General features: G+C 26.5%; 15 protein-coding genes. 3 read left to right on the forward strand and 12 right to left on the reverse strand.

Features of this window, described 5'->3' with window-relative positions; translation table 11 throughout:
- On the reverse strand, positions 1-1,176 hold the full coding sequence (yhbH, locus tag J7M87_RS18225) for a sporulation protein YhbH (protein ID WP_291653312.1): 1,176 nt from the start codon (positions 1,174-1,176) through the stop codon (positions 1-3).
- 5 nt (positions 1,177-1,181) lie between these two features.
- Entirely contained in the window at positions 1,182-3,104 is a 1,923-nt protein-coding gene (locus tag J7M87_RS18230) for a PrkA family serine protein kinase (RefSeq protein WP_291653314.1), read from the reverse strand.
- A gap of 369 nt (positions 3,105-3,473) precedes the next feature.
- On the opposite strand from J7M87_RS18230, the gene J7M87_RS18235 reads away from it, so the two are divergent.
- Positions 3,474-3,599, forward strand: a complete 126-nt coding sequence (locus tag J7M87_RS18235) for a hypothetical protein (RefSeq protein WP_008680269.1) — start codon at positions 3,474-3,476, stop codon at positions 3,597-3,599.
- A gap of 179 nt (positions 3,600-3,778) precedes the next feature.
- Here J7M87_RS18235 and J7M87_RS18240 read toward each other — a convergent pair whose 3' ends face one another.
- Genes J7M87_RS18240 through J7M87_RS18255 form a run of 4 tightly spaced genes read right to left on the reverse strand, consistent with a single transcriptional unit; the run spans position 3,779 to position 6,304 of the window.
- Positions 3,779-4,375 (reverse strand): hypothetical protein, encoded by a 597-nt coding sequence (locus J7M87_RS18240; RefSeq protein ID WP_291653319.1) that lies wholly within the window; start codon positions 4,373-4,375, stop codon positions 3,779-3,781.
- Between the two features lie 12 nt (positions 4,376-4,387).
- Positions 4,388-5,095, reverse strand: coding sequence for an ABC-2 transporter permease (locus J7M87_RS18245; protein ID WP_291653321.1), 708 nt, complete (start codon positions 5,093-5,095; stop codon positions 4,388-4,390).
- A complete protein-coding gene (locus tag J7M87_RS18250) occupies positions 5,095-5,928 on the reverse strand; it encodes an ABC transporter ATP-binding protein (protein WP_291653323.1) in 834 nt (277 codons plus the stop codon). Before J7M87_RS18250 ends, J7M87_RS18245 begins: the two co-directional genes overlap by 1 nt.
- A 1-nt stretch (position 5,929) precedes the next feature.
- On the reverse strand, positions 5,930-6,304 hold the full coding sequence (locus tag J7M87_RS18255) for a GntR family transcriptional regulator (protein ID WP_291653325.1): 375 nt from the start codon (positions 6,302-6,304) through the stop codon (positions 5,930-5,932).
- 452 nt (positions 6,305-6,756) lie between these two features.
- On the opposite strand from J7M87_RS18255, the gene J7M87_RS18260 reads away from it, so the two are divergent.
- Positions 6,757-6,999 (forward strand): hypothetical protein, encoded by a 243-nt coding sequence (locus J7M87_RS18260; RefSeq protein ID WP_291653327.1) that lies wholly within the window; start codon positions 6,757-6,759, stop codon positions 6,997-6,999.
- Positions 7,000-7,114: 115 nt separating this feature from the next.
- Here the strand turns inward: J7M87_RS18260 and J7M87_RS18265 are convergent, their stop codons facing one another.
- Positions 7,115-7,579, reverse strand: coding sequence for a GNAT family N-acetyltransferase (locus J7M87_RS18265; protein ID WP_365846250.1), 465 nt, complete (start codon positions 7,577-7,579; stop codon positions 7,115-7,117).
- Positions 7,580-7,715: 136 nt separating this feature from the next.
- Between J7M87_RS18265 and J7M87_RS18270 the strand changes: the two genes are divergently transcribed.
- Complete coding sequence (locus J7M87_RS18270; protein WP_291653329.1) at positions 7,716-8,741, forward strand: hypothetical protein; 1,026 nt, start codon at positions 7,716-7,718, stop codon at positions 8,739-8,741.
- 137 nt (positions 8,742-8,878) lie between these two features.
- On the opposite strand, the gene J7M87_RS18275 is transcribed toward J7M87_RS18270, so the two are convergent.
- The 5 genes from J7M87_RS18275 to J7M87_RS18295 all read right to left on the reverse strand — a co-directional run bounded on the left by J7M87_RS18275 (position 8,879) and on the right by J7M87_RS18295 (position 15,697).
- Positions 8,879-8,989: a MetS family NSS transporter small subunit gene (locus tag J7M87_RS18275; RefSeq protein WP_291653331.1), complete on the reverse strand. Its 111-nt coding sequence runs from the start codon at positions 8,987-8,989 to the stop codon at positions 8,879-8,881.
- A gap of 21 nt (positions 8,990-9,010) precedes the next feature.
- Positions 9,011-10,498 (reverse strand): sodium-dependent transporter, encoded by a 1,488-nt coding sequence (locus J7M87_RS18280; protein WP_291653333.1) that lies wholly within the window; start codon positions 10,496-10,498, stop codon positions 9,011-9,013.
- 374 nt (positions 10,499-10,872) lie between these two features.
- Complete coding sequence (locus tag J7M87_RS18285) at positions 10,873-11,403, reverse strand: 2'-5' RNA ligase family protein (RefSeq protein ID WP_291653335.1); 531 nt, start codon at positions 11,401-11,403, stop codon at positions 10,873-10,875.
- A 181-nt stretch (positions 11,404-11,584) separates the two neighbouring features.
- The gene (locus J7M87_RS18290) at positions 11,585-12,214 is read right to left on the reverse strand and encodes a DUF488 domain-containing protein (RefSeq protein ID WP_291653336.1); all 630 of its coding nucleotides are present in this window, start codon (positions 12,212-12,214) and stop codon (positions 11,585-11,587) included.
- Between the two features lie 447 nt (positions 12,215-12,661).
- Positions 12,662-15,697 (reverse strand): DEAD/DEAH box helicase, encoded by a 3,036-nt coding sequence (locus tag J7M87_RS18295; protein ID WP_291653338.1) that lies wholly within the window; start codon positions 15,695-15,697, stop codon positions 12,662-12,664.
- Positions 15,698-15,895 lie beyond the last annotated feature (198 nt).

Consider the following 15,895-nt stretch of genomic DNA (forward strand, 5'->3'; position numbering starts at 1 on the left):
CTATTCCTCCTTCAGCTCTTTAGATAACATTATCTTCAATGCATCCCATAAATCCTTTTTTTCCTTAACAATTACAGAAACGAAGTTTTTACAACTTATCTCTTTATTAAATCTATAATACATTGTCGTTGAATAAGTGGATGGTAATAATTCTGCATAGCCAAACATATTACTTATTTCGCATAATTCTTTTACAGATTTCATTGCTCTTTCATTATCTTCACTCCAGTTATCTCCGTCACTAGCATATATAGGGTATATATTCCACATTTCTGGTGGATACTTTTCTTTAATTAATTTTAAAGCTGTATTAAGTCCACTTGAAATATAGGTTCCACCCGATTCAGCTTTATGGAAAAACTCAAACTCATTTACCCTCTTCGCAACAGTAGTATGAGATATAAACTCAAAAGCTATATTATTATATTTCCTTTTTATAAATCTAGATAAAACAAAGAACAATGACCTTGCTAAATATTTTTTGCTACTATCCATAGAACCTGATACATCCATAATAAATAGCATTACTGCATTGCTTTCCTTTTTAGGTTTTTTCTTAACTTTATAATATCTAAGATCTTCTTCTCTAAAAGGAAATCTATTTATATCACTATCTAAACCTGCTTCTTTTAACGCTCTTTTTTTCCCTTGCTTTCTTTCAAGCTTTGCTACAACTGTTTTTTTCTTTGCAAGCCTTGGATTTATTCCATATCTTTGATAACCACGCTTTTTGCCAGAACTTTCTGTTACTATTTCAGAGTATTTTTTTCTATCTAAATTAGGTAGCTCTAAATCCTCAATTATATAATCCATAAGTTCTTCCATGGTTACTTCTGTTTCATAAATATCATCTCCAGGAGAGTTGCCTGCACCTTGATTACCACTTTTCCCAGACTTTGGATTTCCATCTGAAATTTTATCTCCTCTTCTTTCTTCCCCAACTCCAGTGGCAACCCCTTTATTATTTCTTCCAAACACAAATTGATATTCTTTTATTCCTCTAATTGGAATCTTGAACTTTTTATTCTTACTTTCTCCAATTATACTTTCCTCCGAAAGAATATCCCCCAAATTTTCTTTTATAGACTTTTCAACCAATTGTCTATGCCGTCTTCTATCCTCTATTGATCTATCATGCTCTAATGGATTATCTGCATTATCTCTAAAGATTGCCATTTTTATCAATCCTTCCACAAGTTGTTTGCAGCATATTTTAATATTACATCACAGCAATGTAAGCAATATCCATTATTCTGCATTTCTTCAACCATGGAGTTATATTTTTCGGCTTGTTCTGTATCTCTAACTCTAGATTTAGTTATTATTCTTGAAAGGTCTTTAACAGATGCCATAAGTTTCTTTTCAATGGCTTCTTTTAAAGGTTCATATGAGGTATAGTCTATCTTACTTCCATTTCTAACTAAATAAAACATGTATGAAGTAACATCTGCTCTAAAGCCTTTGCATGAGTTTTCTGAAACTCCAATTTGTTCTTCTATACTTCTCATAAATTCTTCATCTGGATTTAGCTCTTCTCTAGTTGATATATCTTTTATTTTAGTTTTATTAACAAATGCTTCAGCGTTATCTATATAATTATCAAATAAGCTTTCTGCTTGTTCTCTAAAAGAATGAATAAATGCCTTTGTAATTTCTTTTTCAAGAATCTTATTATATTCTTTTCTAATTGTATCTTGTATAAACCCAAGATATTTCTTCTTATCTTCAGCTGCAATATCCATTTCCTTAACTGATTTTATTATACTTTCCATTATACTTAATGGATTGATGCAGTTATATTCTGAACTAGAAAGGGCATTATCAATTGCTTTAATTATAAATCTAGTACTTATACCCTTCATACCTTCATATGTGCCTGCTTCTTCTCTTAATTCATTTATGTCAATTCTCTTAGTGCTTCCTTTTTCAACTATTTCTTCTCCATTATATATTTTAAGTTTTGTTATAGGGTCTACCTTAGATGACGGGGATAATCTTGAAAGAATAGCAAACATAGCTGCAACTTCTATTGTATGTGGAGCTATATGAGCATTAAAATTACTCTTTTTTAATATCTTTTCATATATTTTTACTTCTTCATCAAGCTCTAAACAATAAGGCACTTCTATTTTTACAATTCTATCTAAGATAGCTTCATTTGTGTGATCTGATTTAAATTTATTCCACTCAGCTTCATTTGAGTGAGCTATTATAAGTCCATCAAAGTAAATCATAGATCCTTTACCTGGTGATGGAATAGATTTTTCTTGAGTTGCAGTAATTATTGTATGAAGATATTCAACATCATTTTTAAATACTTCTATAAATTCAACTAATCCTCTATTACCAACATTAAATGCACCATTTAAAGAAAATATTCTAGGATCATCTTCTGGATACATATCCATTTTTGAAATATCAATTGAACCAGTTAATATTGAAGTATCTTGATTATTAGGATCTACTGGTGGAACAACACCAATTCCTTTTCTTGATCTAATAGAAAAACCCTTTGTTTCAACTTGGAACTTTTCATATTCTCCATTTAATTCATTCATAAGCCTATACTTACAAACTGGACATAAGTCCCCCTCTATCTTTGCACCTAATAATTCTTCAAATTTTGGTCTTAAATGTTTAGGTATTAAATGTAATGGTTCTTCATGCATAGGACAACCCTTTAAGGAATATATAGGAGTACATTCAACAAGTGCTTTTTTCAAAGCTTCAACTAATGATGATTTACCTGCCCCAACTGGACCAACTAAATATAGTACTTGCCTAGCTTCTTCTCCATTCATTGATGCAGAATGTAAATAATTTACTAACTTCATAATTACCTTATCAATTCCAAAAAAATCCTCTTTAAAAAAGCCATACTTTCTTATAGAATCATTTCCATATATCTTTTTTACTTTAGGGTTTTCTTCACCCTTTAGCACTTCTACACCCTTACTAACTACCATATCATAAATTCGCTTATGTGAAAGCTTAGCTATATCTGGGTTTTTCTTTACTAGTTCTAAATACTCAAGAAATGTTCCTTCAAATCTTTCTTTGTTTCTGCTTTCCCTATCACTTTTTATAAATTCTTCGAAGTTCATTTACTCCCCCCCTTTTTACTAAAATATATTCATTTATATGCTTTATATATGACAAAATCTTTTATATGACACTTTTATTTCAATTTATTGATTATTTAATTTTGCACCTATTAACTTTGAAAAACATATATTTTTTCATATAATGAATAATTAATAAAAAACTGATAATAATAAAACTAATATGAATCTTATTTATAAAAGTGAACTAATTTGTGTGAATATTTTTTCTATAATGCAAAATTTGTTAATTTAATATTTATCATACATGATAAATTAATAACAATTATTAATTAGTAACTTTTATTGATAAATTGATTATAATATAGTATAATAGTAATAAATAAAAGAACATTTAAAGGGGTGTTGTACATGGAAGGAATAGCATGCATGCTAAGCAAAAAGTGTAGAAGAGAAAAATCAGAAGAAATAGTTAAAAATATGAATAACGAACAAAAAACCTATGAAGAAATTTATGAAAAAGAAAATAATAACTAATTAAATTTTATTATATATAACTCATAAATGAACACATAATTGAGAATTAAAAAAGAAAATTTTGTATATTAAGTAGTTTAATATAGCATAAAAAGTAGAGAAAATAATTTCTCTACTTTTTTATATTTTTCTGGCCCCCAGAGGCAATTCCCCTAGGGATCTAATTTTCCCCAAATAATCTATTCTATTATAAATGGCATCGTCGAATTATCTATATATTCTGAAGCGCCTCTAGAAAACGCATTCCCAATAACTGTACCCTTTCCTATTCTGTATTTAAAATAGTTTACTCCATAAGATATAGACATTCTATTTGTATCAAAAACTTCTTTATCAAATTTTATTCCTTTAGATATTTCAAATATATATTCCCTTTCTTCATTAGGATCTAAATAAGAACTAAAAGTATCTCCTCTATCTCCAGGTTTATAATTCAGTAAATATTCTCTCTCAGTATTATCATATCCTTTAAATACAGGAGTAGCATTATTTGAACTAAATCCAACTTTATCCTTTGTATTATGTGAAAACTGTAAGTTTACATTGTTTAAGCTAGCATAATACTTACTATTATTTTTTATATTAACTTTAATCTTATAAGCATTTTCATCTTCTTCAAATCCAGAGTATTTTATTATTGGTCCTTTACTATTAAAGGCTTCTTCAGTAGAATCAACGTATAATAGCTTGTCTCCCAAAATGAATTTAAAGCCTAAAATAAAGATAAAGCTAAAAAGAAAAATACTTATACTTACTGTTATAAATTTTTTATTCATTTTACTCTCCTCCTAAGCTAAATCCTTATTTTTATAAATTCTTAAAGAAATATATATTGAAATTATAAATAAAACTAATGCTATAACAAATATAAGAATAAGATAAACATTCATTGACATAACTTTATAGTCATAACCTTCAAAATTAAAAATCTTATAAATTAGTCTTCCTATTTTTCTTGAAAAACTTATAAGTAATGTTTCCTTCCCATTATTAATAAATTCATAAGCACTACTATTTTTATAAGCCATATAACCTATAAATATCGTTATTATAGGAGCAATAATTCTTCCAATTCTATAACCATATTTAAATATAATAGGTATTATTATTCCAAAGCTAAGTAATATAGTTACAATAGACACAATTATATCTTGAAAAACCATAACTCTTGCAGAATTTAATATATTCATACCATATAGAACATACATTAATATTAATGAAGCAAAAATTATTATTAATGTTAATATATATTTTGAATAAACCACATCTTCTCTTTTATTTGGAAGACTTAGCATAAAACTTTCACTTTTATTCAAATAGTCATAATAAAAGCTATTCATCATAATAATAAAAGTAAACATTACTGGAAGTAAGGTTGGAAATACATATGAAAAAGCAGTTAAGAAAAATAATCCTACTATAAATGTAATTATTGCAGCTTTTAATGATCTAACCTTTAGACCTACTAATAAATCCTTTTGTATAAGCTTAAACATTATTGCTCCCCCTTTACATAGTGAAACATTATATCTTCTAAAGTTGGAATACTTATATTTTCATTATCCAAGCCTTTTTCATTTATAAATAAACCTTCCATATAATACTTTGTTTCTTTTATAGAAATAAAATTTAATTTAATTTCTTCAAGTTCTTCCTTTGAACCTCTAAAAATTCTGTATTTTTCCTTTATAGACTCCATGTCTTGTGAGAAAATTAACTTTCCCTTATTAATAAAAGTTATATAATCTGCTATTCCATCTAAATCTGATGTTATATGGGTAGAAATAATAACACTTCTATTTCCATCCTCTATTGCTTCTTGAAGTAACTTTAATATATCTTTTCTTATGATAGGATCTAATCCAGCTGTAGGCTCGTCTAATATTAAGAGCTTTGCATCATGGGATAATGCATTAGCTATCATAAGCTTAATTGCCTCACCTTTTGAAAGTTCTCCAACGTATAATTTTTTATGAATTCCAAATCTTCTTAAATAAGACTCAAAAAGATTTGAATCAAACTTTGAATAGGACTTACTAACTATTTTCTTGAAATCCTTAATACTTAAATGACCATAAAAATTTAAATTGTCAAATACAAAGCCAATATTATCTTTAACATAAATTTCTTCTTTAAAAATATCTTTATCAAATATTTTTATTTCTCCTTCATCAGCTTTAATTAGTCCAAGAAGCATCTTTATTAAAGTTGTTTTTCCTGAACCATTTGGTCCAACTAACCCCATTATAAATCCTTCGTTTAATTTAAAAGAAATATTATCAAGCTTAAACTTACCTCTCGCCTTACTTACATTTTCTACCCTAATCATACTATTCTCCTTCATACAACAAATCTATCATGTTATAAATATCTTTCTTATCTAGCTTTATAGCCCTTGCTGTTTGCAAAATTTCTTCTAACTTATATTCAATTTCCTTAAGCTTTTCTTCATAAACAAGCTCCTTGTTAAAATACGATACATAGCAACCCTTTCCCCCAACAGTTTCAATAAAGCCTTGGTTTTCTAGCTCTTCATAAGCCCTTTTTGTTGTAATAACACTTATATTTAAATCCTTAGCTAAAGACCTTATAGATGGCAATTTTTCATTAGGTTCCAATGTTCCATTTATAATTTCTTCTTTTATTGAGTTAACTATCTGCTCATATATTGGAAGCTTAGATGAATTACTAATTAATATTTTCATTTTTCACCTCATACAACTGTATAATCTGTATATGTATACTATATACAGTATATACATGAAAAGTCAATAATATTTTGAACTTTTTTACCAAATACATTTAAATAATGCATATATAAATAATATAAATATCTTTTTATTATTAATTTGCAATTATATATTATAAATAAACACACTTTCTAACATAAAAACTAAAGGGAGTCGCGAAAAGCGACTCCCTTTACAACCCTTATAGTCCATTTTTTATAAATTCTGCAAGAGGCTCGCGAAACGCGATCCCCTTTCCACATCTAAAATGCTCGTAATTTTCTTAATTCAACGTAAGTGAATTATCTCCTCAAGAAATTCAATCTTTTAATAAACAAATCTTTATAGTCTTTGAAAGCCTCCACTAATAATTTATTGTTATCTCAATAAATACTATTAGAAACTCCCATCTATAAATCATAGGACAAATGCATAAATTAAAGATTTATACTCCATGCTTGTCTATTTTTTATAGATTTAAAATAATTGCAAAGCATAGAAGTATGAAACTAGTTGATATAGAATTAATAAATGATGAATCTATTTATAATGTTTATATGCATAGTGGAAGTTTTAAGGATGATTTCCCAAGAAATGATTTTAAAATATATAATGTTAAATATTATATAAAATATAAAGATGATAATAAGTCTGTTAAAGATAGTGGTTAATATACGCAAAAGTATTTCTTGATTAAAGAAAGTTATATCATAAAATGGAAAATATATGATATAGGTGAATTATTTCCTCAATTGTCCATTATCAATTATCAATTTTCCATTGACTTTACTTCTTCTCCATTCTTATGTTCTTCTCCACCATCCCCATAGCTTTATAGAACCCTATAGCATATTCATTAAATCCCCAAACTCCAAGTTCTAGACTTTCAGCCCCATTACTCTTTACTAAATCATATAAATAATCAAATAACATTCTTCCTAAACCTTGTCCTCTATTGCTTTCCTTTATACAAATTTCATCTATATATGCAAAGAATTTGTCATTTAATAAATCCATATTTTTAATTTCTATATATCGTATCATCGCATAACCAACTATCTTTTTATCTTTAGTTACTACTATAATTTCAATACCTTCATCATTTAATAATTCTTTAAAATATGATTTATATATAGTCTTACTAGCTTCTTTATATATATCAGGTCTATTTTTAACATGAAAGTTATGTAGCTCCTTTGATATATTACTTATATATTTATAATCATCTAATTTAGCATGTCTTATTTCTATCCCAACTCTATCACCTCATAATATCTGTATTAAAAATAATGAAGTATTGTTACCCTATAAATTCCATAATTTAAAGTAACATTTTAAAGTCATTTTACTTATAATGATTATAAAATAATATATTAGGAGTTTATCAATGAATTTTAATGATGATGATTCAATTCTTTACTCAGATGATTCTAGATTAAGACCACCTCCACTTGGAAATCTAATCCCTGGCTTTCCAACACCTGGCCCTGGTCCTGGTGCTGGTCCTGGATCTGGTCCTGGTGGCAATTTCTCTTTTCCTGGATCTCAAGGTGCTCCACCTATGGGAAGTAATTTAAATATAGGTGCCCCACCAAACTTTACTCCATCTAAAAACAGTGCAGGGGTGCAAAAACTAAGTTCCTCCGGTGGTGCTCAAACTAAAGCTGTAAGTCCTGGCTCTATTAGTTTTTGTCTATTTAAATTTACTTATATATGGGAAACTAGTGGTAGAAACTATTGGGCATTTTTATTGAATGTAGATCGTAGATCAATTTCTGGTTTACGATGGTTTAGGAACACTTGGGTATTCTTCGGCCTAGATCTAAGGAGAATAGATTCATTTATATGCTACAGAAGTGATTCTAAATATGATTCTGCCTCAGAAGATTATCCAACTTCAAAAAATGATTACTCTTCAGAAAATTTAATAAACAATAGAAAAGAATATTCAGCTGATAGTATAAAAAACACTTATACAAAAGTATTAACTTCTGTTGATATTCCTGAAATAAAGAATGATTATATAATTAATTATCTAGGTGAAGTTGATGGTAATGAATTAACTACAAAAATTCCTTGCAAACAAACAAGAGTAACTAATTACAGAATAGTTCTTGAATTAACATACCCAGATGAATTTAATAAACAATTAATAGATAAAATTAATTCATGTGCAATTGAGGCATCTACTGTTGCTTCAAGGTATTTAGATGAATTTAGAGATAGTAATGACTTTTTAACTCCTTTAGAAGTATTTAATTTATCTACTAAACAAATAGGTAAATCAGTAAAAGTCTTCTCTTCAGAATTTACTAATAAATTGAAGAAGCTTAAAATACCTAGAGAGGTAGCAAAAGAAGTAGAATATAAAATTCTTCAAGAAAAAGTACAAGAGCCCTGGAGAATAATATAAGCAATTGAAAATGAATAATTGACAGTTGATAAATAAGAGTGAAGAATTGACAATTCAATTTGTGAAATAGCAAAAAGGACTGTAGTATAACAATAATTGTAATACTACAGTCCTTCTTTTAGTCAACCATAAATTTTCTAAGCTGTTTCTTTTCTTTCATTATATATAGTTATTCCAAGGGTTAATGCTAATCCCCCCCATAAAACAATAGCTCCTAATGCAAAGAATGATAACGCTACTCCTGTCATTATATAGTACCCCCTTTTTAATTACTCTAATATATTTTTGCTTTTCCATTGCTTTTTGCTTATTATAAGTGCAAGAATTATCCCAAATCCAATAATACTCCATCCATAAGCAAATAATGCTGAAATATCATATCCGCCATAAGGTGCTTTAATTTCCGTAATTAGACTTTGTGCTAACATAAATATTAATATAACTGGTGTTACAAACTTAACGCAAATATTCCACCACTTACCTATTTTAAAATATGATATTTCATTTGTATGCCCTCTAACAATATCTGGACTAGCTATCCAACCAATTAATATAACTTCTAGTAATCCAACTACCACAATTCCATAATTATTTATAAAATTATCTATTATATCTAATAGGTAGAGACCTGCTCCTATAGAATATAATATTCCAATTGAAAATCCTATTAAGCAAATTACTGCAACAACTTTATTTCTTGCCCATCCAAATTTATCTATAAATGGCGCTGAAACAGCTTCTATTAATGATACTGATGATGTTAAACCTGCAAATAACAAACATAAAAAGAATAATACACCTAAAAATGTTCCTACTGCTCCCATTTCAGTAAATACCGCTGGAAATACTACAAAAGCAAGTCCAACTCCACTTGATACAACTTCACTCATTGGTATCCCCTTAGCACTTGCCATAAATCCTAATATAGAAAATACAGCTATAGCTGATAAAAATTCAAAACCACAATTTGCAAATGCAGTCATAAATGCACTGTTATTTATATCAGTTTTCTTAGGTAGATAACTAGAGTAAGTCATCATTATTCCCATTGCTAAGCTAAGCGAAAAGAATACTTGTCCATAAGCAGCTACCCATACCTTTGGATCCATAACCTTTGACCAATCTGGTGTAAATAGTGTATTTAGTCCTTCTGATGCTCCTTCTAAATTAACAGCTCTAATTGCTATTATAATCATTATAATTACAAGTGCAGGTAGAAGAATTTTATTAGCTTTTTCTATTCCAGCCTTTATACCTTTATAACATATAAACCAACTTAAAAACCAAATAATTGCTATTCCTATTAGTATAGGTAAAATCATTCCTCCAAAATCAAATGGTGAACTAGATAATTTAATAAAGTCTGTATGGAAAAATTCATCAGTATTACTTCCCCATCCTTTATTTATGCTAAACCTTAAATAATTTACTGCCCAACTTAAAATCATAGAATAGTATGTTAAAATTATAAATGCATTTATAGTTGGCCACCATCCAAGCCATTCCCACTTTTTCTTTACCTTTGCAATTGCAAGTGGTGTTGATCCCTTATATTTATGTCCTAATCCATACTCTAATATTAATAATGGAATACCTGCTGTAAATATAGCAAAGAAATAAGGTATTAAGAATGCTCCTCCCCCATTTGTATATGCTATATAGGGAAACCTCCAGATATTCCCTAACCCTACTGCCGAACCTACTGCTGCAATAATAAATCCTAATTTCGATCCCCACTGTTCTCTGTTTTCTTCCATAAAATCGCCCCCTATAAAGTCATAATATTAATAACTTATTGATATTTAAATATATGATATATTAAAATATCAATAAAATCAACATATTTTTAATAAAATATTATGCTAATATAATTAATTATATCATTATCTCATTATATAAAGATATATATTACTATTTTATCAAAATACCATTGTAAAATGATATAAAAAATAAGCATCTCATAATTTGAGATACTTAATTTTTTTTTCTATTTATTATTTATTAATATTTAAATTTATTTCTTTTCTTATTTATTCTTTTCAATTTTATAACTTTTACTTATACTTTCCTTATTTATTACTTCATATTTATCGCTTTATTATTATCACTTTATATATTATCATTTTTCTTTTTAGTTTCCTATAATAAACTCTTTGTGTAATTTCCATGTATTATCTGCCCATTTAAATATACTTATATTATCAAAGTAACAATTAAATTCAAATGGATACTTATTTACATATTCCCATACTTCCTTATATATTGGAGGTACCTTTTTAGATGTTAATGTAACATGGAAAATTTTATCTTTTCCATCTTTTTTATTAAACTCAATATAATCAAAATTATTTAAAACATCTATCAGTTTATCATGAATAACTTTTCCTTCATTAGACATATTAACATCCATATAAATAACTCTATCATCAAAATGATTGTATTTATTCATTATAAACTCTGCTTTCTTTTCATTTTTACTAAACTTATATAAAGCATCTTCTAAATCTTTTATACTTTTATCATATTCAAATGGTGCTTTTATAGTAAAATGTGCAGGTAACTTTGAGGACTTAGCCTTAAATTTTTGAAATATATCTTTTCTCATTTCATTATTAAAATCACCTGCTTCTCCTTTTACTACACAAACTATAACATATCTCATAAACATTTCCCTCCTCTCATAGAGTTCTTTATTTTTAACAAATACATATTTTAATTACTAATCTCTATAATTTATTTTTTCGTATATCAAATAATAAATATACTAGTTTAAGTAAATATATAAATTAAAGTTTTTAATGGATTTTCTACTAAAATAACTTTGCTAAGTTAAGTGACCCCTACTAACTCTTTTTCTCTATAGGCAAACATTCAATTCTATAACCAATTTCTTTATTAGCCATTCTATATCCTTCGTTTATCATTTCTTCTATGCTCATTTCATTTCCTAATAAAGCATCTATAGTTATTTGTGATCTATCAGGGAAATATTTATCAAGTACTCTTTCATTAATATAATCTTGATTCTTTATAGAATAATCATCTAAAATATGCATTACATTAAATCCAGCTTCTTTTAAAGCCCTTCCAACTAATATACTTCTATGACATCTTATTGGATCTTGCATTGCCCCAAGTAAAGCAATTCTATACCCTTTATTACATCCGTCCTTTAGCCTTTCAATCCCCTTAATAAAATCATCTTCATGAATAACTTTTTCAAAATCAGAATACCCTTCTTCATTATAGGAAACCTTATTTATTCTCTTTGCAGCTAGCTCCTTAGCCATATAAATATATATAAATCCTGCTTTAGTTAAAGTATACTTTATGGTTTCTTTATCAAATTGAACATTATATTTAGAATAAGGTGTCCCTCTAATATCCACAACACAATTAATATCATAATATCTTAACATATCTATTAACTTTTCAACTGTATAATTTGAATGTCCTATTGTATATATATCCATTAAAACTGCACCTCCTGTAGTTAGTGAATAGTTAAGAGTGAAAGAGTGAAAAGTTAATGTAAATCTGCTTCAGATAAGCTTCAGCAGATCAAACTTCAAACTAAGTTCAGATAGCTTCGCTAAGTATTCAATACCTGATATGTAAAACTCAAATTCAACTTTTTCATTCTTCACTCTTATCCCTTAAAACTTTTTGATTATTATTATAAATTAGAAATATAAGTTGGCGAAGATAAATAGAATATGTGGAGTAAGCATATAGTGAGCATTAGAAGTACTTGGTGAAGGAAGAACTACTAGGCCTTAGTGTTGTTGGTTTGTCTGAGCGTAGCGAGTTAACCAAAACTCTTGGCTTAGTAGTTTTTCCAATCCTAGCACTTCTTTGCGTAGCTATTTAGCTTATGGAACATATCTAGTTATCGTAGCCTTTATATTCTCATTTTATAATTAGCTAAATAGTTTTAGTAGCTCTTCCTCTGTTATTGTATTTAACGTTTCTCCACTTAGCATATCTCCATCTATAATTTTACTAATTAATTCTTTCTTTTCTTCTTGAAGTTTTATAATTTTTTCTTCAATAGTATCTTTAGATATAAGCTTTATTACTTCAACTATATTTTTTTGACCAATTCTATGAGCTCTATCTGTTGCCTGATCTTGAACTGCTGGATTCCACCAAGGATCAAAGTGGACTACAACGCTAGCTGAAGTTAAGTTTAATCCAACGCCACCAGCTTTTAAGGAAATTAAAAATATATTTTTATCTCTATTATTAAATTCATCAACTAAATTTATTCTTTCTTTTGCTTTAATGCTTCCATCTAAATATAAATAGCTAATATTATCCTCTTCTAATTTATCTCCTATCTTTTTTAATACAGATGTAAATTGTGAAAATATAATTATTTTTTTATTTAAATCTGTAGTTTCTTTTATTATTTCCTTAACTACTTTTATCTTTGCACTTTCTTCTTTAAAATCATCTATTAATAAAGATGGATCTAAACAAAGCTGACGTAATTTTGTAAGATAAGATAAAATAACAATTTTATTATCTTTGATTTTTTTATTTTCTTTAAGTTTCTTTTTAACTTCTTTCATATATGAATTATAAATTTGTTTTTGACTAAATGTCATTTGTATTAAGTATTCTTTTTCTATTTTATCTGGTAATTCATCTAGCACATCTTCTTTTAATCGTCTTAATATAAATGGAGAAATAAGTTCTTTTAGCTCTTTTAAACTTTCATCATCTCCATATAAAAACTTACCCTTAAATCTATCTTCATTATATAAATATCCTGGCATTATAAAATCAAATATTGACCATAATTCTAGTAAATTGTTTTCTATTGGTGTTCCTGTTAAGGCTAGTTTACAATTTGCTTTTATTGATTTAACTAATTCTGAAATTTTAGATTTTTTATTTTTAATATTTTGTGCTTCATCAATTATACAAAAGTCAAACTTTTTATCTTTATACCATTCACAATCACTTCTTAAAGTCCCATATGTGGTTAGTAAAACATCGTATTCTTTATAATGATCTTTAACTTTATTTCTTTCACTCACACTTCCGTGAATTACTCCCACATTTAAAGTATTTGCAAATTTTCCAAATTCACTTTTCCAATTGTACACTACAGACGTTGGAGTTATAATTAAACTCTTTTTATTATTATTATTTGAAAGTAATAATGTTATTGTTTGAATGGTTTTACCAAGTCCCATATCATCAGCTAATATTCCTCCAAAGCCTAAATTTTCTATTGTCTTTAGCCAATTATATCCTTTAATTTGATAATCTCTAAGTGTAGCATTTAAGTCCTTTGGAATATCATAGTATTTTTCTTTATTACTTAAATTGTTTATTAACTTATTTATCTTATCTTCTCCAGTTATAAATGGAATTCTTTTATTTCTTATTTTATTTTCTAAATGCAATAAATTAAATTTATCAACATATATTTCTTCTTTATAAACATTATTAAATAAATTCAGTTCTTCTATTGTTTTAAAAAATTCAACTACTTCCATATCCTTTAAATCTAAAAAATTGTTTTCCTTAGTTTTATAAAAGGAACTTCCCTTTTTTATTTTTTCTATTATCTCTGCTATTTCGCTATAATCTACTCCATCTATCTTATAATCAAACTTATAATAATCGTCTATTTCTTCTATTTCGCTTAATATATCTTTAGATTTTATAAGTTTTATTTCACCAAATTCATTAGATAAAGTAACTATCCCAATTTTATTAAAATGATTTATTCCTTCACTTAGTAATATGTATTTATCCTCATCATTTCCTATAAATATAAATTTATCTTTGTGCTTTATAAACTTATATCTTTCTATCTCCATTTCTATTTTTTCTTTAGCTCTAATATCTTTTAATCCATCTAAGCTATTTACATAATTTATATCAATACTACAATATATATTTTCATTTTCTTTTTCTATATAAAATCTTGGAGTATTAACTTTATTTATTTCATATTTTACAGTTTCATCTATAATTATATCCTTTGAAATTTCACCTAATATAAATAATAATTTTTTTAAATTAATTTCAGTATTTTTATAAATTAAATTACCCTTTTCAGCTAACTTATCGTATATTGCTTTATAATATTTTAATTGTTTTTCTGTTGGTAAATATATTTTTTTATCATATATCCAAACATCTTTTTTATCATCAATTGGTATTGTACTCTTCTTTTGAGGATTTACTATTAAAGCTTCACCTTTTTTCTTTAATGTAAATATTAAAGGCATATCTTCTTTATGGATAATTGAGTTATAGTTCATATAATCATAAGTTAAAGTTATATTTTTATTATCATATATTAATTCTAGAAAACTTCTAAGCTCATTTTTATATAGTACAAAGCTTCTACCCTCTACTATTCTACTTTTGTTTTCTTTAAATTTTGCCTTTAAAAAATCTATTATTAAAGTATCATTTTTATTAAAATTATTATTATCATCAAATAAAAATTTTCCTAATGCTTCTACTGCAATTGTATTTTCTTCTCCTGCTCTAAGCTCCAAATGATATTCTTCATTTTTATTTACTTTAACTTGCTTTATCTTTATATATAATTTTAGTATTTTCTTATTTATTTCATTCTTTTCTTCATCTTTATTTTCTTTTTGTTTATTATTTAATATTGCATAATAAAATCTATACATAGTAGATACTAAATGGCTACAAACATAATTTTTCATTTCCTTACTATTTTCTGCAAATTGATTGCAACTACATTTAGTATCAATTATTTTATTATTAGAATCAAACTTTAAATGAGTGCTATATTCATATTTATTTTCTAAAACTCTACCATATATGTGATAAGTATCATTTATCTTTTTACTTACAACCTTAGATACTAGCCCCTTTTTAAAGAAAGCCATTCCATTATTCTTTGAAATACTAGAACTTAACTTTAAAACTGAGTTCATCATATCCTTTAAATTCATATACACCCCTCCTTTTTTAAAGTACTTATTATTATATATATGTTTGAATTAATAATCTACATAATTAATGTCTTATGATGTTAATTATTAATAGACTTATTTAAGTAACGTATCAAAATTGAAAACATATATTTTCTCTTTTTATATTATAAATCTTCACATAGCAAAAAAGCTCTAGAGTGTATTAAATTATAATTT

Origin of the sequence: Clostridium sp. (assembly GCF_017888565.1) — a bacterium.
GTDB lineage: Bacteria > Bacillota > Clostridia > Clostridiales > Clostridiaceae > Clostridium.

Bases quoted from the DNA above. Each gene is read 5' to 3' on its own strand.
- J7M87_RS18290 (WP_291653336.1), bottom strand. From the start codon at position 12,214: ATGGATATATATACAATAGGACATTCAAATTATACAGTTGAAAAGTTA.
- J7M87_RS18260 (WP_291653327.1), top strand. From the start codon at position 6,757: ATGCATAAATTAAAGATTTATACTCCATGCTTGTCTATTTTTTATAGA.
- J7M87_RS18270 (WP_291653329.1), top strand. From the start codon at position 7,716: ATGAATTTTAATGATGATGATTCAATTCTTTACTCAGATGATTCTAGA.
- J7M87_RS18235 (WP_008680269.1), top strand. From the start codon at position 3,474: ATGGAAGGAATAGCATGCATGCTAAGCAAAAAGTGTAGAAGAGAAAAA.
- J7M87_RS18250 (WP_291653323.1), bottom strand. From the start codon at position 5,928: ATGATTAGGGTAGAAAATGTAAGTAAGGCGAGAGGTAAGTTTAAGCTT.
- yhbH (WP_291653312.1), bottom strand. From the start codon at position 1,176: ATGGCAATCTTTAGAGATAATGCAGATAATCCATTAGAGCATGATAGA.
- J7M87_RS18275 (WP_291653331.1), bottom strand. From the start codon at position 8,989: ATGACAGGAGTAGCGTTATCATTCTTTGCATTAGGAGCTATTGTTTTA.
- J7M87_RS18245 (WP_291653321.1), bottom strand. From the start codon at position 5,095: ATGTTTAAGCTTATACAAAAGGATTTATTAGTAGGTCTAAAGGTTAGA.
- J7M87_RS18280 (WP_291653333.1), bottom strand. From the start codon at position 10,498: ATGGAAGAAAACAGAGAACAGTGGGGATCGAAATTAGGATTTATTATT.
- J7M87_RS18240 (WP_291653319.1), bottom strand. From the start codon at position 4,375: ATGAATAAAAAATTTATAACAGTAAGTATAAGTATTTTTCTTTTTAGC.
- J7M87_RS18285 (WP_291653335.1), bottom strand. From the start codon at position 11,403: ATGAGATATGTTATAGTTTGTGTAGTAAAAGGAGAAGCAGGTGATTTT.
- J7M87_RS18255 (WP_291653325.1), bottom strand. From the start codon at position 6,304: ATGAAAATATTAATTAGTAATTCATCTAAGCTTCCAATATATGAGCAG.
- J7M87_RS18230 (WP_291653314.1), bottom strand. From the start codon at position 3,104: ATGAACTTCGAAGAATTTATAAAAAGTGATAGGGAAAGCAGAAACAAA.
- J7M87_RS18295 (WP_291653338.1), bottom strand. From the start codon at position 15,697: ATGAATTTAAAGGATATGATGAACTCAGTTTTAAAGTTAAGTTCTAGT.